At 71.1% G+C, this 26,316-nt stretch carries 28 protein-coding genes; 26 read left to right on the plus strand and 2 right to left on the minus strand.

Annotated elements, in window-relative coordinates; translation table 11 throughout:
• Positions 1–44: 44 nt before the first annotated feature.
• Entirely contained in the window at positions 45–932 is an 888-nt protein-coding gene (locus BKD30_RS05935; RefSeq protein WP_083956066.1) for an HAD family hydrolase, read from the plus strand.
• A gap of 178 nt (positions 933–1,110) precedes the next feature.
• On the opposite strand, the gene BKD30_RS05940 is transcribed toward BKD30_RS05935, so the two are convergent.
• A complete protein-coding gene (locus BKD30_RS05940) occupies positions 1,111–1,719 on the minus strand; it encodes a hypothetical protein (RefSeq protein WP_076703147.1) in 609 nt (202 codons plus the stop codon).
• 128 nt (positions 1,720–1,847) lie between these two features.
• A complete protein-coding gene (locus tag BKD30_RS05945) occupies positions 1,848–2,423 on the minus strand; it encodes an inorganic diphosphatase (RefSeq protein WP_076703149.1) in 576 nt (191 codons plus the stop codon).
• A 195-nt stretch (positions 2,424–2,618) separates the two neighbouring features.
• Between BKD30_RS05945 and BKD30_RS05950 the strand changes: the two genes are divergently transcribed.
• The 25 genes from BKD30_RS05950 to dhaK all read left to right on the plus strand — a co-directional run bounded on the left by BKD30_RS05950 (position 2,619) and on the right by dhaK (position 26,316).
• Positions 2,619–3,107: a hypothetical protein gene (locus BKD30_RS05950; RefSeq protein WP_076703151.1), complete on the plus strand. Its 489-nt coding sequence runs from the start codon at positions 2,619–2,621 to the stop codon at positions 3,105–3,107.
• A gap of 188 nt (positions 3,108–3,295) precedes the next feature.
• A complete protein-coding gene (locus BKD30_RS05955) occupies positions 3,296–4,237 on the plus strand; it encodes an alpha/beta fold hydrolase (protein WP_235861518.1) in 942 nt (313 codons plus the stop codon).
• Between the two features lie 67 nt (positions 4,238–4,304).
• Positions 4,305–4,853 (plus strand): TetR/AcrR family transcriptional regulator, encoded by a 549-nt coding sequence (locus BKD30_RS05960; RefSeq protein ID WP_076703152.1) that lies wholly within the window; start codon positions 4,305–4,307, stop codon positions 4,851–4,853.
• 265 nt (positions 4,854–5,118) lie between these two features.
• Positions 5,119–6,267: a zinc-dependent metalloprotease gene (locus BKD30_RS05965; RefSeq protein WP_235861520.1), complete on the plus strand. Its 1,149-nt coding sequence runs from the start codon at positions 5,119–5,121 to the stop codon at positions 6,265–6,267.
• A 113-nt stretch (positions 6,268–6,380) separates the two neighbouring features.
• On the plus strand, positions 6,381–7,568 hold the full coding sequence (tilS, locus tag BKD30_RS05970) for a tRNA lysidine(34) synthetase TilS (protein ID WP_235861522.1): 1,188 nt from the start codon (positions 6,381–6,383) through the stop codon (positions 7,566–7,568).
• Positions 7,569–7,672: 104 nt separating this feature from the next.
• The gene (gene hpt / locus BKD30_RS05975) at positions 7,673–8,224 is read left to right on the plus strand and encodes a hypoxanthine phosphoribosyltransferase (RefSeq protein WP_076703156.1); all 552 of its coding nucleotides are present in this window, start codon (positions 7,673–7,675) and stop codon (positions 8,222–8,224) included.
• 204 nt (positions 8,225–8,428) lie between these two features.
• Positions 8,429–10,477 carry an ATP-dependent zinc metalloprotease FtsH gene (gene ftsH / locus BKD30_RS05980; protein ID WP_076703158.1) on the plus strand — a complete coding sequence of 683 codons (2,049 nt, stop codon included), beginning with the start codon at positions 8,429–8,431 and terminating at the stop codon, positions 10,475–10,477.
• Positions 10,478–10,520: 43 nt separating this feature from the next.
• Positions 10,521–11,102, plus strand: a complete 582-nt coding sequence (folE, locus tag BKD30_RS05985) for a GTP cyclohydrolase I FolE (protein ID WP_235861529.1) — start codon at positions 10,521–10,523, stop codon at positions 11,100–11,102.
• Positions 11,103–11,108: 6 nt separating this feature from the next.
• Positions 11,109–12,017 carry a dihydropteroate synthase gene (gene folP, locus BKD30_RS05990; RefSeq protein WP_076703160.1) on the plus strand — a complete coding sequence of 303 codons (909 nt, stop codon included), beginning with the start codon at positions 11,109–11,111 and terminating at the stop codon, positions 12,015–12,017.
• Positions 12,018–12,022: 5 nt separating this feature from the next.
• Positions 12,023–12,382, plus strand: coding sequence for a dihydroneopterin aldolase (gene folB, locus BKD30_RS05995; protein ID WP_076703249.1), 360 nt, complete (start codon positions 12,023–12,025; stop codon positions 12,380–12,382).
• Positions 12,379–12,924: a 2-amino-4-hydroxy-6-hydroxymethyldihydropteridine diphosphokinase gene (gene folK, locus BKD30_RS06000; RefSeq protein ID WP_076703162.1), complete on the plus strand. Its 546-nt coding sequence runs from the start codon at positions 12,379–12,381 to the stop codon at positions 12,922–12,924. The genes folB and folK overlap by 4 nt, the downstream gene beginning before the upstream one ends.
• Entirely contained in the window at positions 12,921–13,412 is a 492-nt protein-coding gene (locus tag BKD30_RS06005; RefSeq protein ID WP_076703164.1) for a DUF3180 domain-containing protein, read from the plus strand. The genes folK and BKD30_RS06005 overlap by 4 nt, the downstream gene beginning before the upstream one ends.
• Entirely contained in the window at positions 13,405–13,917 is a 513-nt protein-coding gene (locus tag BKD30_RS06010) for a PH domain-containing protein (RefSeq protein WP_076703166.1), read from the plus strand. Before BKD30_RS06005 ends, BKD30_RS06010 begins: the two co-directional genes overlap by 8 nt.
• Positions 13,914–15,455 carry a PH domain-containing protein gene (locus tag BKD30_RS06015; protein WP_076703168.1) on the plus strand — a complete coding sequence of 514 codons (1,542 nt, stop codon included), beginning with the start codon at positions 13,914–13,916 and terminating at the stop codon, positions 15,453–15,455. Before BKD30_RS06010 ends, BKD30_RS06015 begins: the two co-directional genes overlap by 4 nt.
• Positions 15,452–16,183 carry a Rossmann-like and DUF2520 domain-containing protein gene (locus BKD30_RS06020; protein ID WP_076703170.1) on the plus strand — a complete coding sequence of 244 codons (732 nt, stop codon included), beginning with the start codon at positions 15,452–15,454 and terminating at the stop codon, positions 16,181–16,183. Before BKD30_RS06015 ends, BKD30_RS06020 begins: the two co-directional genes overlap by 4 nt.
• 67 nt (positions 16,184–16,250) lie before the next feature.
• Entirely contained in the window at positions 16,251–17,792 is a 1,542-nt protein-coding gene (lysS, locus tag BKD30_RS06025; protein ID WP_083956060.1) for a lysine--tRNA ligase, read from the plus strand.
• Positions 17,793–17,858: 66 nt separating this feature from the next.
• Positions 17,859–18,017 (plus strand): hypothetical protein, encoded by a 159-nt coding sequence (locus tag BKD30_RS16235; RefSeq protein ID WP_162841965.1) that lies wholly within the window; start codon positions 17,859–17,861, stop codon positions 18,015–18,017.
• A gap of 101 nt (positions 18,018–18,118) precedes the next feature.
• Positions 18,119–18,463, plus strand: coding sequence for a histone-like nucleoid-structuring protein Lsr2 (locus tag BKD30_RS06030; protein ID WP_076703172.1), 345 nt, complete (start codon positions 18,119–18,121; stop codon positions 18,461–18,463).
• A 195-nt stretch (positions 18,464–18,658) separates the two neighbouring features.
• Positions 18,659–21,154, plus strand: coding sequence for an ATP-dependent Clp protease ATP-binding subunit (locus BKD30_RS06035; RefSeq protein WP_076703174.1), 2,496 nt, complete (start codon positions 18,659–18,661; stop codon positions 21,152–21,154).
• Between the two features lie 171 nt (positions 21,155–21,325).
• Entirely contained in the window at positions 21,326–21,703 is a 378-nt protein-coding gene (locus BKD30_RS06040) for a hypothetical protein (protein WP_076703176.1), read from the plus strand.
• 140 nt (positions 21,704–21,843) lie between these two features.
• Positions 21,844–24,060 carry a S9 family peptidase gene (locus tag BKD30_RS06045; protein WP_076703178.1) on the plus strand — a complete coding sequence of 739 codons (2,217 nt, stop codon included), beginning with the start codon at positions 21,844–21,846 and terminating at the stop codon, positions 24,058–24,060.
• Positions 24,053–24,583, plus strand: coding sequence for an amino-acid N-acetyltransferase (locus BKD30_RS06050; protein ID WP_076703180.1), 531 nt, complete (start codon positions 24,053–24,055; stop codon positions 24,581–24,583). Before BKD30_RS06045 ends, BKD30_RS06050 begins: the two co-directional genes overlap by 8 nt.
• 128 nt (positions 24,584–24,711) lie before the next feature.
• Complete coding sequence (locus BKD30_RS06055) at positions 24,712–24,909, plus strand: hypothetical protein (protein WP_235861524.1); 198 nt, start codon at positions 24,712–24,714, stop codon at positions 24,907–24,909.
• A 79-nt stretch (positions 24,910–24,988) separates the two neighbouring features.
• Positions 24,989–25,162 carry a CsbD family protein gene (locus tag BKD30_RS06060; protein ID WP_076703184.1) on the plus strand — a complete coding sequence of 58 codons (174 nt, stop codon included), beginning with the start codon at positions 24,989–24,991 and terminating at the stop codon, positions 25,160–25,162.
• Between the two features lie 152 nt (positions 25,163–25,314).
• Positions 25,315–26,316: a dihydroxyacetone kinase subunit DhaK gene (dhaK, locus tag BKD30_RS06065; RefSeq protein ID WP_076703185.1), complete on the plus strand. Its 1,002-nt coding sequence runs from the start codon at positions 25,315–25,317 to the stop codon at positions 26,314–26,316.

Genomic DNA, 26,316 nt, shown 5'->3' on the forward strand with positions numbered 1-26,316 from the left:
GCCGCGCCCTGTCGACGGTCGGGGCGGCGTGGCAGGATCGGAAGATGACCACGAGCATCACGACCGGCACCGAGGACCGGTCCTTCCAGCATCTGTCCACCACCGACCGCAACGAGCACCAGCAGCCCCTCCCGGTGCGGCAGCGGCGGCTCGTCGCGCTCGACGTCGACGGCACCCTGCTCGACCACGACGGGCACATGAGCGACGCGGTCCGCGACGCGGCCGGTGACGTCGTGGCCGCCGGGCACCACGTCGTCATCGCCACCGGCCGCTCCCTGCACGCCACCCTGCCCGTCATCGAACGGATCGGCCTGGCGCGCGGCTTCGCCGTCTGCAGCAACGGCGGCGTCACCGTCCGCGTCGACCCGGACCTGCCCGACGGCTTCGAGGTCGTCGAGCGGGTCACCTTCGACCCCGCCCCCGCCCTGGCGGCGCTGCGCGCGATCCTGCCGAACGCCACCTACGCCCTGGAGGACGATACTGGCCGGTTCCTGTCCACCGAGCGGTTCCAGGACGCCAGCTTCGGCGTCGAGGCCCAGGGCGTGGACTTCGCCCGCCTGCTGAACACCACCGCCGTGCGCCTCGTCGTGTACAGCGCGACCAGCACGCCGGACGACTTCGCCGAGGCCATCACGCAGGCGGGCCTGCACGGTGTCGCCTACTCGGTGGGCTGGACCGCGTGGCTGGACATCGCCGCGCAGGGCACGACGAAGGCCAGCGCCCTGGAGCAGGTGCGCTGCCGGCTGGACGTCGACCCCGCGCTCACGGTCGCGATGGGCGACGGCCGCAACGACATCGAGATGCTCGGTTGGGCCGGGCACGGCGTGGTCATGGGCCAGGCGCCGGCCGAGGTGGTGGCGGCCGCGGACGCGATCACCGGCACCGTCGACGAGGACGGCGCCGCCGTCGCCCTCCGCGCGCTGCTCGGCTGAGCTCTCGCCGGGTCGCCCGGCGTCGAGTGTGCGGTTGGCGCAACCGGGTCGCCCGGCGTCGAGTGTGCGGTTGGCGCAACCGGGTCGCCCGGCGTCGAGTGTGCGGTTGGCGCACTTCTCACCGCCGAATGACGGCATCGTTCGCACACTCGGTGATGCGGCTTCCCGAGGGCGATCTCTACGTGAGAACCCGCTGCCGGTCCAGCAGGCCGAGCAGTCGCGCGGCCGCCGGCCGGGCCGCCCACTCCTGCGGCAGCAGGGAGCGGTGCACCGCCTGGGAGACCGCCTGCACGGTGACGCCCAGTTCGGCAGCGATCGCTTTCTGCTGGCCCCGTACGCCCGGAACCATCAGGTCGGCCACGCGCCATTCCGCCTCGGAGCGAACCGCGACGATCCGGCCGATCAGGCGGAGCACGGCCTCGGCCTCCGCGGCCAGCTCCTCGTCCAGTCCCTCGACCGACAGGGCGACCCGGTCGGTGACGGCCAGGGAACGCTCGGCCGCGTTTCGCGTGTGCACCATGGCGGGACCGCTGGCGTCCAGGACGTGGTCGGAGACCAGGTCGTCCACCCGGCCGACGCCGATGCCGACCGACCAGTTCCCGCCCCGCAGCCCGATCAGGGCGGCGTCGACGGCGACGGCGGGGTCGTCGACGATGCCCTGCACCTCGTCGGCGACGGAGCGCTGGAACGGTACGAGCGCCGCGTGGAACCGCAACCGCGTCATCAGGTCCGGTACCAGATCTCCGGCTTCACGTCCGGCGCGCTGGTCGAAAGTGAGGGCGAACACGCGTCCAGTATGCCCGGCGGCGGGCCTTCCCCGCGGTCTGCGGCAGTGAGATGCCCGGACGCCGAGTCCTCATGCGGACGAGACCGCCGGCACGCAGGCAGCGGCCGGCGGCCTCGTCGATCGTCATCTCATTGCCCGCGACCCTGCGGCTGACTCTCGGACGGCGGGTTGACCGTGTCGGCATCCACGTCGCGACCCTGGGGTTCGTTCTCCTCGGAGGCTTCACCGTGCTGCTGGAAGCGTTCGAGTGAGGCGTTGATCTCCTTCTCGGCGGCCTCCCGGCTCTCCCAGTCGGCGGTCTCGACCCACTTGCCCGGCTCGAGGTCCTTGTACTTCGTGAAGAAGTGCTCGATCTCGTGCAGCAGGTAGGAGGAGACGTCATCGATGTCCTGGATGTGATCGAAACGCGGATCAGCCGGTACACACAGCACCTTGGCGTCCCCCCCGCTCTCGTCGACCATGTTGAACACTCCGACCGGCCGGGCCTCGATCAGGACACCGGGGACCACGTCGACGTCGAGCACCACGAGGGCATCGAGCGGGTCGCCGTCCTCGCCGAGCGAGTTCTCGATGTACCCGTAGTGCGCGGGGTACTGCATCGAGGTGAAGAGCACCCGGTCCAGGCGCAGCCGGTGCGTCTCGTGGTCGATCTCGTACTTCACGCGGGATCCCTTCGGGATCTCGATGGTCACATCGAACTTCATGGTCTTCCTCCGGGAGGCTCGGGGCCGATGCCGCCCGACAGGATGGCACCGGTAGGACTGGTACCACGATAGTTCAGCGTCGATCGACGACGGCGTGACGTGGTTGTCAGCGTCGAGCCGCGGCGGTGGACCTCCACGGCCGGATCGCCCGGGGGTCCGGCCGGCCCCCGCGTTCAGGTGTGCCAAGCTGAGGGCATGCCGGAGCCTCGCAGTACGGACGAGAAGATCGCCGAACAGGAGAAGATCTACGGCCAGAGCCTCGCCGACCGGTTCGGGACCGTGATGAGCCACTACGGGATCTCCAACCGGCGGCTGGCCGCGGTGCTGGGCATCTCCGCGCCGATGCTCTCGCAGCTCAGCTCCGGTCAGCGGATCAAGATCGGCAACCCCGTGGTGCAGGAACGACTGCTGATGCTGGAGCGGGACATGGCCTCGACCATGGACCCCGCACTCATTCTTGAGCGGGTCGCCGCGTCGCAGCCGGTCGCGACGCCGACGGCCGGCGTGACCGGCGCCGCCCGGTCATCCGCTTCGGGGCGGGCCGGGGCGGTGGACCGCGACGCCGTCGTCGGCCACCTGCGCAGCGCGGCCGATCGTTCGGCCCTCAACGCTGCCGCCGACGCCGCCGGCCCGGGCGCACTGGCGGACCTGCTCCGCGACGCGGCTCGCCCCGGCACCCGGTAGCCCTCCCAGCTCGCTCGCGCCAGGGCCCGAACAGTGGCTCCGTTCTCTGGGCCAGGGCGCTGGAGCCCGCACACTGGCCTCACTGGTGAGGCCAGTGTGCGGGCACGGTCGACCATGGACAGCGCTGGAACTTCTTACTACACTTGTAGTGTTACTACTGTCGTAGTGGCGACCACGAGGAGGAGGCCATGATGAACGGTGCATCCGCTCACAGCGAACGCGAGGATCCTCGCGAGCCGGTCGAGGCACCCGGCGATCCGACGGCCTGGTCGCCTCCGCTTCCGGCGGCACCCGGCTTCGACCATAGGGTCGTCCAGACCGCGGGCCTGCGCACCCACGTCGCCACGATCGGCCCTGAGAACGGCGATCCCGTCCTGCTCCTGCACGGATTCCCGCTGCACTGGTGGCAGTGGCGCGAGGTCGCGCCTCGGCTCGCCGCCGCGGGATACCGCGTGATCTGTCCCGACCTGCGCGGGTGCGGGTGGACCGAGGACGACGGCCGGCGGTACGACCGGGAGATATTCCTGCGCGACCTGGTGGCGCTGCTCGACGTCTGCGAACTCGACCGCCCGCGCGTCGTCGCGCACGATCTCGGCGCGATCCCCACGTGGCAGCTCAGCTACGCGCACCCCGAACGCGTGCGCGCGGCGGTGCTGCTCAGCGTCCCCCCGGGCTTCGCGTTCGGCCCACAGCTGGCCCCCGCGATGACGCACATGCCGAAGTTCGCGTTCCACCGACGCGGCCACTCACTGCGCTGGCTGTGGAACGGCAGGTATCACACTCGACCGGTGCCGGACGCCGTGATCGACAGGTACCTTGCTCCCCTGCAGGACCCAGCGAAGGATGCCGCCGTGACCAAGCTGTACCGCGCAGTGGCGATCCCCGAGGGCATGACGCTCGCCGGAGGCGCCTACAAGTGCACCCGCCTGCGTCCGCCGACACTGTTCCTCTTCGGCGCGCTCGACGAACCGATCACCGAGAAGCGCATCCGGAGGCTGGCCGGCGACACCGCCCGGTACGCCGAGCACGTCGAGTTCGCATCCGTGGACGGAGCGAAGCACTTCATGACCGACGACGCGCCCGAGCGGGTGACCGCGCTCGTGGCCGACTTCCTCGGGCGGGTGGCGTGACGCGTACGGGCCACGTCGAAGCACCTCACGTCGGAGAGAACCCGCACCTCACGAGTACCGTCGAGGGGTGAGTACGACACGGGAACGAGCCCTGGACGCGGCGCTCGCGCTCGTCGGTGAACAGGGGATCCGGTCGCTCACGCACGCACGGGTCGACGAGCGCGCGGGCTTGCCGAAGGGCTCGACGTCGAACTGGTTCCGCACCAGGGACGCCCTCCTGGCCGGAGTCGTCGCCTGGCTCGCCGAGCGCGAACGGGCGGACTTCGCCGCGGCCGACGCTCCGCTCATCGAGACGGCCGACCAACTCGTCGACGCGCTCAGCGGCATGATCGCGGCGCAGACCGGGCCCCTGGCGGCGCGCACCCGCGCCCGTTTCGCGCTCTTCGTCGAGGGCGCGGGCGACGCCGACCTGCTCGCCCCGCTCCTGCACCAGCGCGCCGTGTTCGTCGAGTGGACGACGGGCCTCCTCGACGCCATCGGAGCACGCCCGGCCCCCGGCGCCGTTCGCACCCTGATGGCCGCGGCGGACGGACTCGTGCTGCACCGCGTGACGATCGACCCGGACGCCGAGATCCGGCCGGTGATCGAACGCGCCGTGCGCGCGTGCCTGGACTGATTGCCGCCCAACAGGCGCACGCCACCGCTCGCACCAGAGCCCGAACAGCGGCTACGCTGTTCGGGCCAGAGCGCTGGAGCCCGAATAGTGGGCTCCATGTTTGGGCCGGAGTGCGAGCCCGGCGGCCAGGGTCGCCGTTCAGTGGGCGCGCCAGGGAAGCCGGTGACCGGCTGCCCGCTCACCGGCGTGCCCCAAGGACCCACGCCGTCGGTGAACGCAGCCCCACGCCCAGGGGTCCGTCAGAGGCATGTGGTCGAATGTTCCCATGAGCCTCACCTCGTCCCGTCTACGCGGCCTGGTCGACTGGGACCTCGCCGCCGGTACCGCCGCCAAGCTCGCCCCCGCCGGTCCGCGCGTCAGTCCGACCCGGATGCGCGCCACCGTGGACAGCCTCCGGGAGGCCGCCGACGCCTCCGTCGCTCACGTGCACGAGATCAGCCGACTGGACGCCGCGGCGGACCTGAGGGATTCCGCCGTCCTTGTCGTCGACCGGGCCACCTGGTCGCGGGCGAACACGCAGAGCTTCTCGGTGCTCATGCAGCCGGCACTGGACCGCCTGGTCGAGACCCGCGGTCAGGCGCTCACCGCGGCGACCGCGGCCCTCGGCGGGCGACTCACCGGCGTGCAGCTGGGCACCATCCTGTCCTTCCTCTCCAGCAAGGTGCTCGGCCAGTACGACCCGTTCGCCGCGCTCGCCCCGGGATCCACCGCACCGCCGGCAGGTCGCTTGCTGCTCGTGGCGCCGAACGTGCTCGAGGTCGAACGGGAACTGAACGTCGAGTCCGCCGACTTCCGGCTCTGGGTCTGCCTGCACGAGCAGACCCACCGCGTGCAGTTCGCCGCGGCGCCCTGGCTCCGCGGACACATGATCGAACAGATCGGTCGGCTCTCCGAGTCCATGGTGGACAAGGCCGACACCTTCGCCGCGCGGATCGCCGAGGCGGCCCGCTCCGTCGGCTCCGGGCGACTGACCGGCGCCGCGGGCACCCCCGCGCGAACGGACGGATCAGGCGGGTCCGGCGTCGGCCTGCTCGGGATCTTCCAGGACGAGCAGGAACGGCAGATCTTCTCCCACCTGACCGCCGTGATGAGCCTGCTCGAGGGGCACGCGAACGTCGTGATGGACGGTGTGGACGCCTCGATCGTGCCCACCGTGCGGACCATCCGGCAGCGGTTCAACGCCCGCGGCGCCAGTCGCAGCGGCCTGGAGAAGCTGATCCGCCAGCTGCTCGGCCTGGACGCCAAGATGCGCCAGTACAGTGACGGATCACGGTTCGTCCGCGGGGTCGTGGAGCAGGTCGGCCTCGACGGGTTCAACCGGATCTGGGACGCCCCCGACCAGCTGCCCACCGAGCAGGAGATCCACCACCCCGGGGACTGGGTCGCCCGGATGGGCCTGTCCGGCCGGCGCTGAGCGGCGTTGAGCGCAGCACGGATCAGGGTCCGGACCGGTCTCGACCGCAGGACGGCGCAGCGGCCACCGAGCACACCCGGAACAGCGGAAGCGGCGTTGAACCGGGTGCCGTCGTGACCGGACCGACGACCCGGCAGCGCGGTCGGCGGGGACCGCTCGACCCCGTGGTCGCGCGGGCGCGCCGCGCGGTGAGAGCGGCGCTGACCGGGTTGCCCGCGCCGTCCGGGCGGGACAGCATGCCCGGCACCGGCACCGGCACCGGCACCGGCACCGGCATGCCCGGTACCGGCAGTCAACAGGTCGACGCCCTGGTGGCGTGCAGCGGGGGAGCGGACTCGCTCGCCCTGGCCGCCGCGGCCGCCCACCTCGCCAGGCGCGGCGACGCGCGGATCGGCGCCGTCGTCGTCGACCACGGACTGCACCCCGACAGTGCGGAGGTCGCCGACCGGGCGGCCGCCCAGTGCACCGCACTCGGGCTCGCCCCCGTCACCGTCGAACGCGTCCGCGTGCAACCGGCGGGGGAGGGCGTGGAGGCAGCCGCCCGTCACGCCCGCTACGCCGCCCTGGAGTGCGCCGCCGCGCGGGCCGGTGCGCGTGCGGTGCTGCTCGCGCACACGCTCGACGACCAGGCCGAACAGGTCCTCCTCGGCCTGCTGCGCGGCTCCGGGACCCGGTCCCTGGCCGGCATCCCGGTCCGCCGCGGACGCTATCACCGGCCCTTCCTCCACCCCGAACTGGGCCTGGACCGGGCGAGTACGGAACGGGTCTGCGCGGCGGAGGGTCTGACCTGGTGGGACGATCCCGCCAATCACGACCCGGCGTACACTCGTTCCCGGCTCCGGGCCACCGTGCTGCCGCTGTTGACGCGCGAACTCGGTCCCGGCACGAGCGCCGCGCTGGCGCGCACCGCCGCCATCGCCGCGCGCGACGCGGACCACCTGGACGCCGAGGCGGCCGCCCTCCTGGACCGGATCGCCGAACGACGGCCCGGGTGCTGCCTCCTTCCGGTCGAGGATCTGCGCGCCGCACCGCCGGCCCTGCTGCCCCGGGTGCTGGCCCGGGCGGCGGTCGACGTCGGAGCGGAACCGCTGACCCGGGAGCGGATCGCCGCCCTCGAGGCGCTGGTCGCCCCCCGGTCGCCCACCGGCCCGGGCGGCGCTGGGCCGGTCCAGCTGCCGGGCGGAGTCACCGCCCGGCGCCTGCGGCGGGACGTCAACCCGGCCGGCGGAGGGTCCGCCGACGTCGTGCTCGAACTGCGTGGACCAGGATTGCCGCGCGACCGGGCGGCTGTGGCACGCTAGGGGGGCATGAGCCGACGTCGTCCACGCCTGGGCGCGGACGATCCGCCGGCCCCCTTTCTCCGCCGCCGGCCGCACGACGGCCTGTTTCTCCCGAGGAGCCCCGCGTGGATTCGAGCGACGTCAAGGACGACCTGCAGCACGTTCTGTACACGAAGGAACAGATCGACACGCGGATCGCCGAGCTGGCCGCCGAGATCGACCGGGACTACGCGGGCCGGGACATCCTGCTCGTCGGCGTGCTCAAGGGCGCGGTGATGGTCGTCGCCGACATCGCCCGTGCCCTGCACAGCCACGTCGCGATGGACTGGATGGCGGTCTCCTCGTACGGCTCCGGCACCCAGTCGTCCGGCGTCGTGCGCATCCTCAAGGACCTGGACACCGACCTGATCGACAAGCACGTGCTGATCGTGGAGGACATCATCGATTCCGGGCTCACGCTCTCCTGGCTGCGATCGAACCTGGCCTCCCGCGGCCCGGCGTCGATCGAGATCTGCACCCTGCTGCGCAAGCCCGACGCCGCCAAGGTGGAGTTGCCGGTCAAGTACGTCGGTTACGACATCCCCAACGAGTTCGTGATCGGCTACGGCCTCGACTTCGCCGAGAAGTACCGCAACCTCGACTTCATCGGCACCCTCGCCCCGCACGTGTACGAGTGACCCGGCGCGCGCCAGCAGGGCGGTGCGGAGGACCGTGACATCCGCCACGCTGCTGCGCTCTGAGGGAACTCGGCACCCGTCGAGTACGTCCTACACCGGTAGCGGTGCGATATTTGGCACAGACGCGACGTGTCGGCACAAGCCCGACGCGCCGCGGCGGCACAGTCGAACGGGAGGTACGGGCCGATCCGGGCTCAACCACGCATGAACGTCAAGAAGCTCTTCAAGGGACCGCTGGTCTACATCGTGATCGGTCTGATCGTGCTGGCCGTCGCGTTCCCCGCGCTCACCTCCGGGTCGGCCAGCCGGGTCGACACCAACGTCGGCCTGCAGCTGCTCACGGACAACAAGGCCAGTCAGGCCCGCATCTACGACGGCGAGCAGCGAGTCGATCTGACGCTGCGCGACGACTACGTCAAGGACGGCAAGAACCTGGGCAAGAACGTCCAGTTCTACTACGTCGCCCCACGCGGCACCGACGTGGTGCGGGCCGTCTCCTCGTCCCGGCTGGACAGTTTCAGTGATCAGCCGCCGGAGAACAACTGGTTGCTCGGCCTGATCCAGCTGATGGTCCCGTTCCTGATCATCGGCGTCATCTTCTGGTTCATCCTCTCCCGCGCCCAGGGTGGCGGGTCGAAGGTGATGCAGTTCGGCAAGTCCCGGGCCAAGCTGATCTCCAAGGATCACCCGAAGGTCACGTTCGCCGACGTCGCCGGCGCGGACGAGGCGGTCGAGGAGCTGCACGAGATCAAGGAGTTCCTCTCCGAACCGGCCAAGTTCCAGGCCGTCGGCGCGAAGATTCCGAAGGGTGTGCTGCTCTATGGTCCTCCGGGCACGGGCAAGACCCTGTTGGCCCGGGCCGTGGCCGGCGAGGCGGGCGTCCCGTTCTACTCGATCTCCGGGTCGGACTTCGTCGAGATGTTCGTCGGCGTCGGCGCCTCCCGCGTCCGTGACCTGTTCGAACAGGCCAAGAACAACGCCCCGGCGATCATCTTCGTCGACGAGATCGACGCCGTGGGCCGGCACCGCGGCGCCGGCGTCGGCGGCGGTAACGACGAGCGGGAGCAGACCCTCAACCAGCTGCTGGTGGAGATGGACGGGTTCGACATCAAGACGAACGTCATCCTGATCGCCGCCACCAACCGGCCCGACGTGCTGGACCCCGCCCTGCTCCGCCCCGGCCGGTTCGACCGGCAGATCGGGGTGGAGGCCCCTGACATGGGTGGGCGGTTCCGGATCCTGCAGGTGCACGCGCAGGGCAAGCCGATGGCGCCCGGCGTCGACCTCTACTCCGTCGCCAAGCGCACGCCCGGTTTCACCGGCGCGGACCTGGCCAACGTGCTCAACGAGGCGGCGCTGCTGACCGCCCGCTCCAACGCCCAGCTGATCGACGACCGGGCGCTGGACGAGGCGATCGACCGGGTCATCGCCGGCCCGCAGAAGCGGTCGCGGCTGATGAAGGAGCTGGAACGCAAGATCACCGCCTACCACGAGGGTGGCCACGCCCTGGTCGCGGCGGCGCTGCGGAACACGGACCCGGTCACCAAGATCACGATCCTGCCGCGGGGCCGGGCGCTCGGCTACACCATGGTGCTGCCCGCGGACGACAAGTACTCGACGACCCGCAACGAGTTGCTCGACCAGCTGGCCTACGCGATGGGCGGGCGCGTCGCGGAGGAGATCATCTTCCACGACCCGTCCACCGGGGCGTCCAACGACATCGAGAAGGCCACCGCCACGGCCCGCAAGATGGTCACCGAATACGGCATGAGCGCCCGGATCGGTGCGGTCAAGCTCGGCTCCGGGAACGGCGAGCCGTTCCTGGGCCGGGACATGGGCAGTGAGCGGGACTACTCGGAGGAGGTCGCGGCCGTCATCGACGAGGAGGTCCGCGTCCTGATCGACTCCGCGCACGACGAGGCGTGGCAGATCCTGATGTCCAACCGGGACGTCCTCGATCGGCTCGCTCTCGAACTGCTCGAACGGGAGACGCTGAACCAGGAGCAGATCGCCGACATCTTCCGCGACGTGCGCCAGCGCGACCTGCGGCCGGTATGGCTCTCCAGCGACGAGCGGCCCGTCTCGGACGTCCCGCCGGTGACGACGCGCGCCGAGCAGGAGCAGGCCGCCCGGGAGGGCCGGCCGAACCCGGCCCGGCAGGCCCCGCAGGACCAGGCCGTCGCCGCCAAGCCCGAGCACCCCGTGCAGGCTCCGCACGAGTCCGACACCGGACAACTGCCCCCGCATGAGTGACGTCCCGACGGTGGACCGCGCCGAGCGGCCCGACGACCCGGGCATGCCCGGGGCGACGGCCGGCGTCGACGAGCCGCGGATCTCCGCCGCCGTGCGGGAGATCCTGCTCGCCATCGGCGAGGACCCCGACCGGTCCGGGCTGAGAGACACGCCCGACCGGGTGGCGCGTGCCTACGCGGAGATGTTCTCCGGCCTGCACCAGGACGCCGCCGACGTGCTGGGGACGACCTTCGACCTGGACCACGAGGAACTGGTCCTGGTCAAGGACATCCCCTTCTACTCCACGTGCGAGCACCATCTCGTGCCCTTCCACGGCACCGCCCACGTGGGGTACATCCCGTCCCACGACGGCAGGGTCACCGGGCTGAGCAAACTGGCCCGGCTGGTGGAGGTCTACGCACGGCGGCCCCAGGTGCAGGAGCGGCTGACCACGCAGATTGTGGAAGCATTGGTCACGCACCTCGCACCCCGCGGCGCCATCGTCGTCGTCGAGTGCGAACACCTGTGCATGTCGATGCGCGGGGTCCGCAAGCCGGGAACGAAGACCGTCACGTCGGCGGTCCGTGGCCAGCTGCACGACCCGGCGACCCGCGCCGAAGCCATGAGCCTCATCCTGGGAAGGTAGAACGTCATGGACACACTCGGTGTCGCACCGGGCACGGGCCCCAACACCCTGCCGCTGCCGGTGATCCGCCGGGCCACCCGCCCCCGCACCGTCGCCGATCTGCCGACCGGACGCACCCTGGTGATGGGCGTCCTCAACGTCACGCCGGACTCGTTCAGCGACGGCGGTGATCACAGCAGCCACGGCGCCGCCATCGACCACGGCCTCCGGCTGCACTTCGCGGGCGCCGACATCGTCGACGTCGGCGGCGAGTCGACCCGGCCGGGCGCCGCCGAGGTCCCCGTCGACGTCGAACTGGACCGCGTACTGCCCGTGATCACCGCCCTGGTCCGGGCCGGCGCGCTGGTCAGTGTCGACACCCGCCGGCCGGCGGTGGCGGCCGCCGCGATCGACGCCGGTGCCGTGTTCGTCAACGACGTCTCCGGGACCGACCTGCACCCCGACATGCCGGCCCTGGTCGCCGAGCGCGGGGTCCACTACGTCCTGCAGCACAGCCGTGGCGACTCCCGGACCATGGCGTCCCGCGCCCGGTACGACGACGTCGTCGAGGAGGTCATCGGCGAGTTGGCGTCGCTGGCCGGCGGCTTCATCGAGGCCGGGGTCGCCGAGGACAAGCTGATCCTCGACCCCGGCATCGGTTTCGCGAAGGCCGGGGAACAGAACTGGCAGTTGCTGCGCTCCCTCGACCGGTTCACCGCGCTCGGCAAGAAGGTGCTGGTCGGCACCTCCCGCAAGTCGTTCCTCGGTGAGCTGCTGGCCAGCTCCGGCAAGTCCGCGCCGCCGAAGGACCGCGACGAGGCGACCGTCGCCACCACGGCCCTCGCCGCCGCCGCCGGGGCGTGGGCGGTCCGCGTGCACGACGTCAAGGCGAACCTGGACGCGGTGAAGGTGGCGGCCGCCTGGTCCGGGCGGTGAGCCGCGTGGACCTGATCACCCTCTCCGGGATCCGCGGGCGTGGCACGCACGGCGTGCTCGACGCGGAGCGGCAGCTCGGCCAGGTCTTCACCGCCGACGTCGTGCTGGAGCTCGACCTGACCGCCGCCGGCCGCGACGACGACCTGACCCGCACCGTCAACTACGCCGAAGCCGCCGAACGGGTGCACGCCCGCCTCACCGGGCCACCGGTGGCGCTGATCGAGACGCTGACGGCGACCATCGCCGAGGACCTGCTGGCGGCCTACCCGCTGGACGCCGTCACCGTCACGGTGCACAAGCCGGCCGCTCCGATCCCGGTCCCGTTCGACGACGTCGCCGTCACCATGCGGCGCGAGCGCCGATGAACGCCGCCGGGTCGGTGAACGGGGGAAGCACCGACGCCCGCGCCGAGGCGATCCTGGCGCTGGGCGCCAACCTCGGCGACCCTACCGCGACGCTGACCGCAGCGGTCCGGGCGATCGCCGCCGAACCCGGTCTGACGGTGCTGGCGGTGTCCCCGGCAGCGGTCACCGCGCCCGTCGGGGGGCCACCCGGTCAGCCCGACTACCGCAACCTGGTGCTGCGGGTCGCCACCGGCTTGAGCCCGGAGGACCTGCTCGCCGCGTGTCACCGGATCGAGGCCCGTTTCGGCCGGGAGCGGGTGGTCCGTTGGGGCCCTCGGACCCTGGACGTCGACATCGTCACCGTCGTCACCGCCGACGGGGAGGTGCACCGCACCGACCCCGAGTTGACGCTGCCACACGCCTCCGCGGCCGGTCGCGGCTTCGTCCTCGCGCCGTGGTCGTGGATGGAGCCCGAGGCGCGGCTCGACGGCGTGCCGGTGACCGACCTGCTCGCCGCCGCACCCGACCGCGACGGCGTCCACCGGGCCGGGGACCGGCCATGATCGGGCTCCGGGTGCGGCCGCTGCTCGTGGTGGCCGTCGTCGCCGCCATGATCGGCTGGCTGGTCGATGTGCTCGTCACCCGTGCGGGCGGCCCGACACCGGTACTTCCGCTCAGTTCGCTGTTCACCGTGCTGCTGCTCGTGGCGATCACCCTGGGCCTCGGCCTGCACGTGCTGCGCTGGCGGCAGGGGAAGTCGCGACGCATGATCAATCCGCTGCTCGCGGCCCGCGCCCTCGTCCTCGCCCAGGCGACCGCCTACACGGGTGCGGTGCTGGGCGGCTGGCACGTCGGGGTGGTGATCGAACAACTGGGCCTGCTGGCGCTGCGTTCGGACCAGTCACTGCTCTGGTTCGCGGTCGCCCAGGTGGCCGGAGGCGCCGTCATGGTCGGCACCGGCGTGCTGGTCGAGTACTTCTGCCGGATCCCGCCGGAGGACGGGGAGAACAGCGGGGAGGGTCCGCAACGGAGCAAGGGGGAGTATGCGTAGCGAACCGATCGACCCGGAGGGGCTGACCTTCACCGGCGTCTCCCCCCGGCTGGTGTGGGCCCGGATGCTGGTCTGGTTGCCGTCGGCCCTGCTCACCGTGGCCGGCTGTGCGGTCCCGCTCGTCCTGACCCTCACCGGCGTGTGGGTCTGGATGCCCGCCGTCGTCGCCTGGTCGATTCCCGTCGTCGCCCTCGTCGTCGTGCTCTGGCGGCTGGCTCTGATCCCGCGCCAGGTGCGAGCGCTCGGGTACGCCGAACGTGACGAGGACCTGCTCATCCGCAGCGGCCTGTTCTTCCGCCGGCTCGTCGTGGTCCCCTACGGCCGGATGCAGTACGTCGACGTCAAGGCCGGACCGGTGGAACGCGCGCTCGGCATGGCCGGGATCAAGCTGCACACCGCGTCGGCCGCCACGGACGCCGCCATTCCCGGGCTGCCGACCGGCGAGGCCGCCCGCCTCCGGGAGGCGTTGTCCGCGCGCGGCGAGGCGCGACTGGCGGGGCTGTGACCACGGCTGGGCCGGACGGCGAACGGCCTGCCCCGGCCGCCCCCGTGCGCGGCGGCATCGACACGCCGGCGACCTGGCACCGCGTGCACCCGGCCTCGCCGCTGGTTCGTGGCTGGCTCGCCCTGGTGGCCGTTTACGTGGTCTTCGGACGGGACTGGCTGCAGAACGCCGTGCAGTCGATCGCGGACCCCGGCTCCCGCGCGCCGGGCCCGGCGGCCCTGCCCGTCTGGGTCATCGTGCTCGTCGCCGTCGTCCCGTTGGCGATCGTCCTCGTCGCGTTCCTCGCCAGCTGGTGGTTCACCCGCTATCAGGTGACCGCCGACCACGTGCGGATCAACTCCGGCATCCTGTTCCGGCAGAACCGGCAGGCGCGTCTCGACCGGGTCCAGGCCATCGACATCAACCAGCCGCTGCTGGCCCGGTTGCTGCGGTTGGCCGAACTCAAGTTCGAGGTCGCCGACGCCGGCGAGTCCGCCATGCGCCTGTCCTTCCTGCGGCTCGACCAGACCGAGCAGCTGCGAGCGACGATCCTCGGTCGGGCCGCCGGCGTGCGGGGCGCGGCGGACCACCCCGACGTGATCCCGTCCGCCCCGGAGCGGGCGGTGCTGGTGGTGCCCCCGCACCGGGTGCTGGGCGCCGCCGTGTTCTCGGGCATGACGGCGTGGCTGGTGGTCGCCGCGGTGGCCACCCTGCTGCCGGCGGTGCTCAGCGGCCAGCCCCTCGCCGTGGCCGCCGTGATCCCCGTCGTGTTCGGGGCGGGCACCGCGTACTGGGCGTTCTTCACCCGCAGCTTCAACTTCCGCGTCGCGCACTCCCCGGACGGGGTGCGGCTGCACTACGGGCTGCTCGAGACGCACGCCCAGACGGTGCCCCCGGGCCGGGTGCAGGCGGTGTCCGTGCACGCCCCGCTGTTCTGGCGGCCGTTCGGCTGGCACCGGGTGGAGATGAACGTGGCCGGCTACGGCACGTCGGGCGGCGAACAGAACGCCCGCACCGTGTTGCTGCCGGTGGGCACCTTCGACGAGGTGCTCGAGGTCCTCGCCCTGGTGCTGCCACACCCCGGCGTCGGGGACCCGGTGGCGATCTTCCGGGCAGGGGTCCACGGCACGGGGACCGCCACGGGGTTCACCACCGCCCCGCGCCGGGCACGGTGGCTCGACCCGTTGGCCTTCCGCCGCAACGGCTACCGGCACACCAAGACGGCGCTGCTGGTCCGGACCGGTCGCCTCACCCGCCGGCTCGCCGTCGTCCCGCACGAGCGGACACAGTCCGTGGCCCTGCAGCAGGGCCCGCTGCAGCGCCGGCTCAACCTGGCCCACGTGCTGCTGCACTCGACGGCGGGCCCGGTCAAGCCTGTGGTCCCGCACCTGTCCGCCGACGAGGCTCGACGCCTGTTCACCGATCAGGCGGTCCGCGCCGCCCGGGCCCGTCGCCTGGCCGGTCCCGAGCAGTGGATGCTGCAGAACGCCTCTCCGGCCGCCGGTGACGGAGTGCCGGACACCGACCTGCCGGGGCCGGCGCCGGGGGACCGGTCGTGAAGCCGGGCCGGCTCGGTATCGGGGTGATCGGCGCCGGCCGGGTGGGAGCCGTCCTGGGTGCCGCCCTGCGCGCGGTCGGCCACTCCGTCGTCGGAGTCAGTGCCATCTCGGAGCAGAGCCGGGACCGCGCGGCGGCCCTGCTGCCCGGGGTGCCGCTCCTGGAACCCGCCGAGATCGTGGAGCGATGCGAACTCGTGGTGATCGCCGTGCCCGACGACGACCTGGTGCCACTGGTGCAGGGGTTGGCGGACCTGAAGCACTGGCAGACCGGGCAGATCGTGCTGCACACCAGCGGCAGGCACGGCATCGCCGCACTCGCCCCCGCCGCCGCACGCGGGGCGGTGTGCCTCGCGGTGCATCCGGTTCTCGCGTTCACCGGGATGAGCCTGGATCTGACCCGGCTGACCGGGGCGATGGTCGCTGTCACCGCGCCGGCGGCGTTCCTGCCGATCGCTCAGGCGCTGGTCGTCGAGATGGGCGCGGAACCGGTCGCGCTGAGCGAGGAGGAGTTCCCGGTCGTCGGCGGGATCCTCGCCCGCGCCCGGGAGGATATCGACCGGATCGTTCGGCAGGCGCTGCGCCGCCTGGCCGACCAGGACCTCGAGGAGCCGGCGCGACTGGCCGGTCCGCTCGTGCGGGCGGTGCTGGAGAACGCGCTCGCGGCGGGACCGGAGCGTCCGTCCACGGGTTTCACCGGGCTGACGGGACCGGACGGCGGGCGGCAGTGATGCGGCGGTTGCGGCCGCTCGTCGGGTCGGGCGGACGGGCTCGGTGCGGCCGATACCCTTGGATACCGTGACCACACCGACTCCCGCGTCCCGTCCGCAACCCCCGGAGCCGGCCGACGGCTTCGCCGAGGTGAACCTGCGCCAGCACACCACCGAGCAGATCGAGGTGCGCGCCGCCAAGCGTCGGCACCTGCTCGAGACCGGCGTCGAACCGTACCCGGTGGGCGTCGAACGCACGCACACCCTTGCCGAGGTGCGCGGGAAGTACGAGCACCTGACGGCGGACGAGGCGTCGGGTGAGCACGTCGGCGTCGCCGGTCGCGTCGTGTTCCTGCGCAACACCGGCAAACTGTGCTTCGCGACCCTGCAGGCCGGTGACGGCACCCGGCTGCAGGCGATGATCAGCCTGACCGGCGTCGGGGAGCAGTCGCTCGCGGACTGGAAGGCGGTCGTCGATCTCGGTGACCACGTGTTCGTGCACGGCGAGGTGATCAGTTCCCGCCGTGGCGAGCTGTCCGTGCTGGCCGACGCCTGGCAGATGGCGTCGAAGGCGCTGCGCCCGCTTCCCACTCTGCACAACGAACTCAGTGAGGAGACCCGCGTCCGACAGCGGTACGTCGACCTGATCGTGCGGGAGCAGGCGCGGCAGACCGTCCTGGACCGGGCCACCATCACCCGCGCCGTGCGGCAGACCCTGGACGCGCGCGGTTATGTCGAGGTGGAGACGCCGATCCTCCAGTTGGTGCACGGCGGGGCGACCGCGCGGCCGTTCAACACCCACATGAACGCGTTCGACCAGGGCATGTCGCTGCGCATCGCCACCGAGCTGTACCTGAAACGCGCCGTCGTCGGCGGTCTGGACCGGGTTTACGAGATCGGCCGGGTGTTCCGCAACGAGGGCGTCGACTCCACGCACAGCCCGGAGTTCACGATGTTGGAGTGTTACGAGGCGTACGCCGATCAGTTCGTCATGGCCGACCGGATGCGCGAGATGATCCTCGCGTGCGCGCGTGCACTGGGGCGGACACGGATCGAGACGTCGGCCGGAACGGTGGATCTGGCGGGTGAGTGGCGTTGGCTCTCCGTGTACCCGGCGGTCTCCGCGGCGGTCGGCGAAGAGGTCACCCCGACGACGGGAATCGAGGACCTGCGACGCATTTCGGCCGCGCACGACGTCGAACTGCCCGCCGACGTGATCGACCAGAAGATCGTGATGAAGCTGTTCGAAGAACTCGTCGAGCACACCCTGCTGCAGCCGACCTTCGTCTGCGACTACCCGCCGATCGCCCAGCCGCTCGCCCGGCCCCACCGCAGCATTCCCGGGGTCATCGAGGCATGGGACCTGATCATCGCCGGGACCGAGACCGGCACCGCCTTCTCCGAACTCATCGACCCCGTCATCCAGCGGGAGCGGCTGACCGAGCAGTCCCTGCGCGCGGCGGCCGGCGACGAGGAGGCCATGACGCTGGACGAGGACTTCCTGCGTGCGCTCGAGTACGCGGCTCCACCGATGGGCGGCATCGGTCTCGGCATGGACCGGCTGGTCATGCTGTTCACCGGGGTCGGCATCCGGGAGAGCATCCTGTTCCCGCTGATGAAGCCCGAGTGACCGACGCCGCAGTCGGCCGGTCGCGGTTGTGAGGATTCGCCCAGTTCGCCGACGTATCCTGCAACGGTGAACGATTTCTTGGCGGCACTCACTGCTCTGTTGCCCTCCACCGGCGTCGGACTGATCTTCTTCCTCGCCATGCGCGCCGTATTGAATGCCGACCGGTCCGAGCGCCGGGCATTCGCCGAGGAAGAGAAACGCTATCGGAAAAATTCTCCGGACTGAGCCGGGGGGCTTTGACTCCGAGCCCGGGAACATTCATACTTGAGGAGAATTCCAGGAACCCCCGGGATTTCCGCAGGCACCATTTCCCCAAAGGAGTTGACTTGGCTCAGAAGGTGAAGATCATCCTCGTGGATGATCTCGACGGCGGGACCGCCGATGAAACCGTCCGGTTCGGCCTCGACGGCGCGAACTACGAGATGGATCTGTCCACGGACAATGCCGGACAGCTTCGGGAGGCCCTGAAACCCTTCGTGTCGAAGGCGCGGCGTTCGGGGAGCCGCCCGTCGTCCAACCGGGCGGGGAGGTCTTCGTCCAGTGGTTCCGGCCGCAATCAGGACACCGCACGCATCCGGGCGTGGGCGCGGGAGAACGGCTACACGGTCAGCGACCGCGGCCGCGTGCATCACGACATCCAGGAGGCGTACCGGAGCGCGCACGGTCAGTGATGTTGCCCGGGTGCCGGGTGAGAACGGTGTGAGGACAAGGCCTGTGCGGGCAGCCGCGGCTGGGCGGAATGCGGATCGGCGTCGGCCGGTCCGCATTCCTCGTCCCGGCCCATCTCGCCTGTGGCGAACAACCCGTCACGGGGCGCGGCGGCACACGTAGCATCGTCAGTACGCATCAGCTAGGGAGTGTGCCCCATGTTCGAACGATTCACTGACAGAGCCCGCAGGGTCGTCGTGCTCGCCCAGGAAGAGGCGCGCATGCTCAACCACAACTACATCGGTACTGAGCACATCCTGCTGGGCCTCATCCACGAGGGCGAAGGAGTCGCCGCGAAGGCGCTCGAGTCGCTGAACATCTCGCTCGGGGCGGTCCGGGAGCAGGTTCAGGAGATCATCGGCCAGGGCCAGCAGGCGCCGTCGGGTCACATCCCGTTCACCCCGCGCGCCAAGAAGGTGCTCGAGCTCTCCCTCCGTGAGGCGCTGCAGCTCGGCCACAGCTACATCGGTACCGAGCACATCCTGCTCGGCCTGATCCGTGAGGGCGAGGGCGTCGCCGCCCAGGTGCTGGTCAAGCTGGGAGCTGACCTCTCGCGCGTGCGCAACCAGGTGATCCAGTTGCTCTCGGGTTATCAGGGCGGTAAGGAGAACGCGGCCGCCGGGGTCGGCGCCGGCCCGTCCGAGGGGCAGCCCGCCGGCTCGGTCGTGCTCGACCAGTTCGGCCGGAACCTCACCCAGGCTGCCCGCGAGAGCAAACTGGACCCGGTGATCGGGCGCGAGCACGAGATGGAACGCGTGATGCAGGTCCTGTCACGCCGCACGAAGAACAACCCGGTGCTGATCGGGGAGCCGGGCGTGGGCAAGACCGCCGTCGTCGAGGGCCTGGCCCAGTCCATCGTGCGCGGGGACGTCCCCGAGACGATCAAGGACAAGCAGCTGTACACCCTCGATCTGGGGTCCTTGGTGGCCGGCTCCCGGTACCGCGGTGACTTCGAGGAGCGGCTCAAGAAGGTGCTCAAGGAGATCCGCACCCGCGGCGACATCATCCTGTTCATCGACGAGATCCACACCCTCGTCGGCGCGGGTGCAGCGGAGGGCGCGATCGACGCGGCGAGCATCCTCAAGCCGATGCTCGCCCGCGGTGAACTGCAGACCATCGGCGCCACCACGCTGGACGAGTACCGCAAGCACATCGAGAAGGACGCGGCGCTGGAGCGCCGGTTCCAGCCGATCCAGGTCTCCGAGCCGTCGGTCGCGCACGCGATCGAGATCCTCAAGGGGCTGCGCGACCGGTACGAGGCCCACCACCGGGTGTCCATCACGGACGGGGCACTCGCCTCGGCGGCCAGCCTGTCGGAGCGGTACATCTCCGATCGGTTCCTCCCGGACAAGGCGATCGACCTGATCGACGAAGCCGGTGCGCGGTTGCGCATCCGCCGGATGACGGCACCGCCGGAGTTGAAGGAGATCGACGACCGGATCGCCGATCTGAAGAAGGAGAAGGAGTCGGCGATCGACGCGCAGGACTTCGAGGGTGCCGCGTCCCTGCGCGACAAGGAACAGCGCCTGATCACCGAACGCTCCGAGAAGGAGCGGGCCTGGCGCAACGGGGGCATGGACGACGTCGCCGAGGTCGATGAGGAATTGATCGCCGAGGTGCTCGCCAACTCCACCGGGATCCCCGTGTTCAAGCTGACCGAGGAGGAGTCCTCGCGGCTGAAGAACATGGAGGCCGAGCTGCATCGGCGGGTCGTCGGGCAGGACCAGGCGATCAAGGCCATCAGCCAGTCGATCCGGCGCACCCGCGCGGGCCTGAAGGATCCGAAGCGCCCCGGCGGCTCGTTCATCTTCGCCGGTCCCACCGGCGTCGGGAAGACCGAGCTGGCCAAGGCCCTCGCCGAGTTCCTCTTCGGCGAGGAGGACGCACTCATCCAGCTCGACATGAGCGAGTACTCGGAGAAGCACACCGTCTCCCGGTTGTTCGGCTCGCCCCCCGGCTATGTCGGGTACGAGGAGGGCGGTCAGCTGACCGAGAAGGTGCGCCGTCGCCCGTTCTCCGTGGTCCTGTTCGACGAGGTGGAGAAGGCCCACGCGGACATCTTCAACTCGCTCCTGCAGATCCTCGAGGACGGACGCCTGACCGACAGTCAGGGCCGCGTCGTCGATTTCAAGAACACGGTCATCATCATGACGACGAACCTGGGCACCCGCGACATCGCCAAGGGCCTGCTCACCGGTTTCCAGTCCGGCTCGGACACGCAGACCTCGTACGAGCGGATGCGGGCCAAGGTGCAGGAGGAACTGCGTCAGCACTTCCGCCCCGAGTTCCTCAACCGGGTCGATGACATCGTCGTGTTCCCGCAGCTGACGCAGGAGGAGATCGTCGAGATCGTCGACATGTTCGTGGCCCGGCTGGAAACCCGGCTCAGGGACAAGGACATGGGGATCGAGTTGACCACGGAGGCCAAGAAGCTGCTCGCGACGCGCGGGTACGACCCGTCGATGGGGGCTCGGCCGCTGCGCCGGACCATCCAGCGCGAGATCGAGGACCAGCTGTCGGAGAAGATCCTCTTCGGGGAGCTCTCCGCCGGTCAGGTCGTTCTGGTCGACGTGGAAGGCGAGGACGATCTCGCGAAGTTCACCTTCGAGGGCACATCGAAGCCGTCCGTCCCGGACACCGTGCCGTCCGCCTGAGTCCGGCCGGCCAGCTGACGGGCCCGGGACCGCGCCGCCCTGCGGCGGGTGGTCCCGGGCCCGTCGTCGTCACCCGTGTGTCGCCGCCCCACGCCCGTGCGGCGACCGCCCGTCATCAGTAGGCTGAGGGTGATGCGGGGGAACGTCCCGCCATGATGAAAGGACGGGCGAATGCTCAAGAAGGCGATCTTCCTGGTCGGAGCGGGCGTGGGTTTCGTGCTCGGTACCCGTGCCGGCCGGGACACCTACGACAAGCTGCGAGCTCAGGTGACGGGCTTCGTCAACGACCCCAAGGTGCAGGAAAAGGTCAACCAGGGCACCGAATGGGCCAAGGAGAAGGCTCCCGTGGTGGCCGGCAAGGTCCAGGAGGGGGCGGAGAAGGCCAAGGACGCCGCGTCCGGGGCCGCCGACACGGCCTCCACCAAGGCCGACCAGGCCGTCGGCACCGTCAAGGACAAGGCCGCCGACGACGACGGGACCGACCCGGAGACCGGCGGCACCAGCAGCGACTACGAACCGCACGTCGTCGACCAGGGCGACTCGCACTGAGCCGTCGCCCGCGGGCGAATGCAGAAGGAACGGCGGACCCACCGGTGTCGGTGGGTCCGCCGTTCCGCGTCCGTCCGAGTCGGCCGCACCGCACGGCACGGATCACCATCGAAGCGGCCGGCAAGTGGTAGAGAAGAGACATGACCGACGTCACCACGACCACCATCACCGCCGCTCCCACAGGTCCCGCCGCGAACACGTCCGGGTCTGCGGCGCGGAGGCCTGCCACCGACTTCCACGACCTGGACCGTTTCCTGCGCCTGCCGCGCCTGTCCGGGCTGGCGCTCAGCCCCGACGGCACCCGCCTGGTCACCGCGGTCGCCACCCTCAACGGCAAGGGCACCGCATACGCCACCGCGCTGTGGGGGATCGACACCCGTGGGCAGGCGGCCGCGACCCGGCTGACCCGCAGCGCCGAGGGAGAGGCCGGTGCCGCCTTCACCGCCACCGGCGACCTGCTCTTCACCTCCGCCCGCCCGGTCCCCGACACCGACGGCGGTGACGATCACGTGGCCGCGCTCTGGTCGATCCCGGCCGCCGGGGGCGAGGCCCGCATCGTGCACAGCCGGCCCGGTGGGGTCGGGCCCGTGCTCACCGCCGCCGACGCCGACGTCACCGTCGTCCGTGCCAACGTCCTGCCCGGCGCTCACGACGAGGCGGAGGACGCCGACCTGCGAGCCGCGCGGAAGACCGCCACCGTCTCGGCGATCCTGCACGCCGGGTACCCGGTGCGGTTCTGGGACGCCGACCTCGGGCCCGACGAGCCGCGCCTGTTCGCCCTCGAGGCCGGCGCAGCGCCGGGCGCCGGGGAGAAGCCGATGCCCGGCACCACCGACGCCGCCGCCCCCACCGAACTGCGGCCCATCACCGTGGGCATCGGCAACGGGCTGATGCACGCGGAGCAGGTGATCAGCCCCGACGGCGCCACCGTGCTCGCCGGGGAGACGGTCGCGCTCGCGCGCGCGGACCTGCGCAACGTGCTGATCCGCATCGACGTCGCCACCGGGGAGTGGGTCCGGCTGGTCGAGGACGCCGACTGGGACTATGCACCCGGTCCGATCAGCCCGGACAACACCCGGGCGGTCGTCGTGCGAGACCGCCGCACCACCCCGGAGCGGGCCGGCCAGTTGCAGTTGATGCTCCTGGACTTGCGCACCGGGCAGACCTCCCCGCTGGCCCACGACTGGGACCGCTGGGGCCACCCGCACGCGTGGCTGCCGGACGGGTCCGGCGTCGTCGTCACCGCCGACCAGGACGGGCGCAGCCCCGTGTTCGTCATCGACGTCGCCACCTCCGCCGTCCGCCAGGTGACGACCGACGACGCCGCCTACACCGACCTCGTCGTCGGCCGGGACGGTGCCGCCTACGCCCTGCAGGCCAGCTACGCGCACCCCGCCGAGCCGGTGCGGATCGACCTGACCACCGGCGAGGTCACGGGCCTGCGCGGCCCGGTCACGCGGTCCGGGCTGCCCGGCCGGCTCGAGGAGGTCCGGATCGCGGCGTCCGACGGCACCCCGCTGCGCGCCTGGCTCGCGCTGCCGGACGCCGCGAGCAGCAGCGCGCCCGCCCCGCTGCTGCTGTGGATCCACGGCGGCCCGCTCTCCTCGTGGAACAGCTGGAGCTGGCGCTGGTGCCCGTGGCTGCTCGTCGCCCGGGGCTACGCCGTGCTGCTGCCCGACCCCGCCCTGTCCACCGGCTACGGACAGGACTTCATCCAGCGGGGCTGGGGTGCGTGGGGGGACAAGCCCTTCACCGACCTGATGGAGATGACCGACGCGGTCGTGGCCCGCGACGACGTCGACGACGACCGCACCGCCGCGATGGGTGGCTCGTTCGGCGGCTACATGGCCAACTGGGTGGCCGGGCACACGGACCGGTTCGACGCCGTCGTCACGCACGCGTCCCTGTGGGCGCTGGACAACTTCGCCCGCACCACCGACATGTCGCTGTACTGGGAGAAGGAACTCTCCCCGGCGATGACCGACGCCAACTCCCCGCATCACGCGGTGGCCGACATCCACACCCCGGTCCTCGTGATCCACGGCGACAAGGACTACCGCGTGCCCATCAACGAGGGGCTGCGACTGTGGTACGAGCTGCTCTCCCGCTCGGGGCTGGCGGCCGACGAGGAGGGGCGCAGCCCGCACCGCTTCCTCTACTTCCCGGACGAGAACCACTGGGTGCTCAAGCCGCAGCACGCCAAGGTCTGGTACGGGGTGGTCGGCGCGTTCCTCGCCGAGCACGTGCTCGGCCGGAAGGAGTCGCTGCCGACCGAGCTCGGCCTGACCCGGGCCGTGGCCGAGGAGCCGGCGGCGGAACCGGGTGAGGAATCGACGGTTGAAGCTGCCGATGGCTGAGCAGGACGCACCGGCCTACACCCTGCGCCGCGCCCGCACCTCGGACGTCGGGGCGATCCGGGGCCTGGTCGCCCCCCTCGCCGAGGAACGCGTCTTGATCTCCAAGGAGGCGGTCGCCTACTACGAGGACATCCAGGAGTTCCTCGTGGCCCAGGACGAGGCGGGGACGGTGATCGGCTGCGGTGCGTTGCACGTGATGTGGGAGGACCTCGCCGAGGTGCGCACCCTCGCCGCCTCCACGGCGTGGCGGGGCCGGGGCGTCGGCCGCGCCCTGCTCGACGCTCTGCTCGAGCGAGGGCGAGCGCTCGGCGTCGCCCGCGTCTTCTGCCTGACGTTCGAGGTGGACTTCTTCACCCGGCACGGGTTCGTCGTGATGGCCAACCAGGACAGCATCGACCCGGTGGTCTACTCCGAGCTGCTGCGCTCGCACGACGAGGGTGTGGCCGAGTTCCTCGACCTGGCCCGGGTGAAACCCAACACCCTCGGCAACACCCGGATGATCCGCCGACTGGACGCCGACTGAACGTCGCTCCGGGTCAGCGCCCGCTCCGCCCCGGACCCCCGGTTGCTGGACATCGCACCGATCCTCAGCCTACTGTGGATGTTCGGATGACCGCCCGACGACGGTCGTCCAGGCTGTACTTCCAACCGATGAGGGAGTTGAACACCATGGGATTCGGCGACGCCATCAACAAGGGCAAGGACGCGCTGGGCAACGACCAGACCAACGGCAAGGTCGACCAGGCCCAGGAGCAGTACGGGGACAAGCTCGGCGACAAGGGCAACCAGGCCGTCGACGCCGCGCAGCAGAAGTTCGGCGGCGGCGGAGACGCGGGCGAGGGCCAGTAACCACAGCCCGGCCCGGCGGAGTTCCACCACCGGCCAACATCGGCGCCAGCAGGGCGCCGAACCGACGAAGGGAGAATGCATGGGAATCGGAGACAAGATCAGCAACGCCGCACAGGATCTGAGCGGCAAGGCAAAGGAAGCCGCCGGCAAGGGAAGCGACGACCCGGGCCTGCAGGCCGAGGGCAAAACGGACCAGGCCGGCGCTGACGTGAAGAAGGCCGGCGAGAACGTGAAGGACGCCTTCAAGCGCTGAACGTGATCCGGCCCAGGCAACGGGTCCGGCCGGCCGGGAGGGGCGGGTACCTGCGGGTTCCCGCCCCTTTCCCCTGCCCGGGGGCGGCGGTACTGTCAGATCACCGCGTCGACGCCGATGACGGCTCGCGGACGGACTGACGAGGAGATTCGATGAAGAAGCTCATCAACGACCCGAAGAACGTCGTCATGGAGTCGGTCGAGGGGTTCGGTCGGGCGCACGCCGACCTCGTGACCGTGAACCCGGACCCGCTGTACGTGGTGCGCAAGGACCCGCCGCGGGAGGGCAAGGTCGGCCTGGTCTCGGGCGGTGGCAGCGGGCACGAGCCGCTGCATGCCGGTTTCGTGGGTCGCGGGATGCTCGACGCCGCCGTGCCCGGGCCGGTGTTCACCTCGCCCACGCCGGACGCCATCATCCCCGCCACCGCGGCCGTCGACGCCGGAGCCGGCGTCGTGCACATCGTGAAGAACTACACCGGGGACGTGCTCAACTTCGAGGCGGCCGCGGAGATGGCGCAGGCCGAGGGGAGCACGGTCCGGCAGGTCCTGGTCAACGACGACGTGGCCGTTGAGGACTCCCTCTACACGGCGGGCCGCCGTGGCGTGGCCGGTACCGTGCTGGTGGAGAAGATCGCCGGTGCCGCCGCCGAACGAGGCGACGACCTGGAAGCCGTCGTCGCGGTCGCCGAGCGGGTGGTGGCCAACGTCCGGTCGATGGGGGTGGCGTTGATGGCCTGCACCGTGCCGCACGCCGGGGACCCCAGCTTCGACCTGCGAGACGACGAGATCGAGATCGGGATCGGCATCCACGGGGAACCGGGCCGGCGGCGCGGCAAGCTGGAGCCGGCCGACGCGATCACCGGGCACCTGCTGCAACCGGTGATCGACGACCTCGGGCTCTCCTCCGGGGAGCAGGTGCTGCTGTTCGTCAACGGGATGGGCGGCACCCCGCTGTCCGAGCTGTACATCGTGTACCGGGCGGCCGCCGCCCTGCTGGACCGGACCGGGGTGAGCATTGCGCGTTCGCTGGTCGGCAACTACACCACCTCTCTGGAGATGCAGGGGGCCTCGGCGACGGTGCTGCGCTGCGACGACGAGATGCTCACCCTGTGGGACGAGCCCGTGCGGACTGCCGCCCTGCGGTGGGGAGTCTGA

This window comes from Tersicoccus phoenicis (assembly GCF_001968835.1).
In the GTDB taxonomy this organism is placed as follows: Bacteria; Actinomycetota; Actinomycetes; order Actinomycetales; family Micrococcaceae; genus Tersicoccus; species Tersicoccus phoenicis.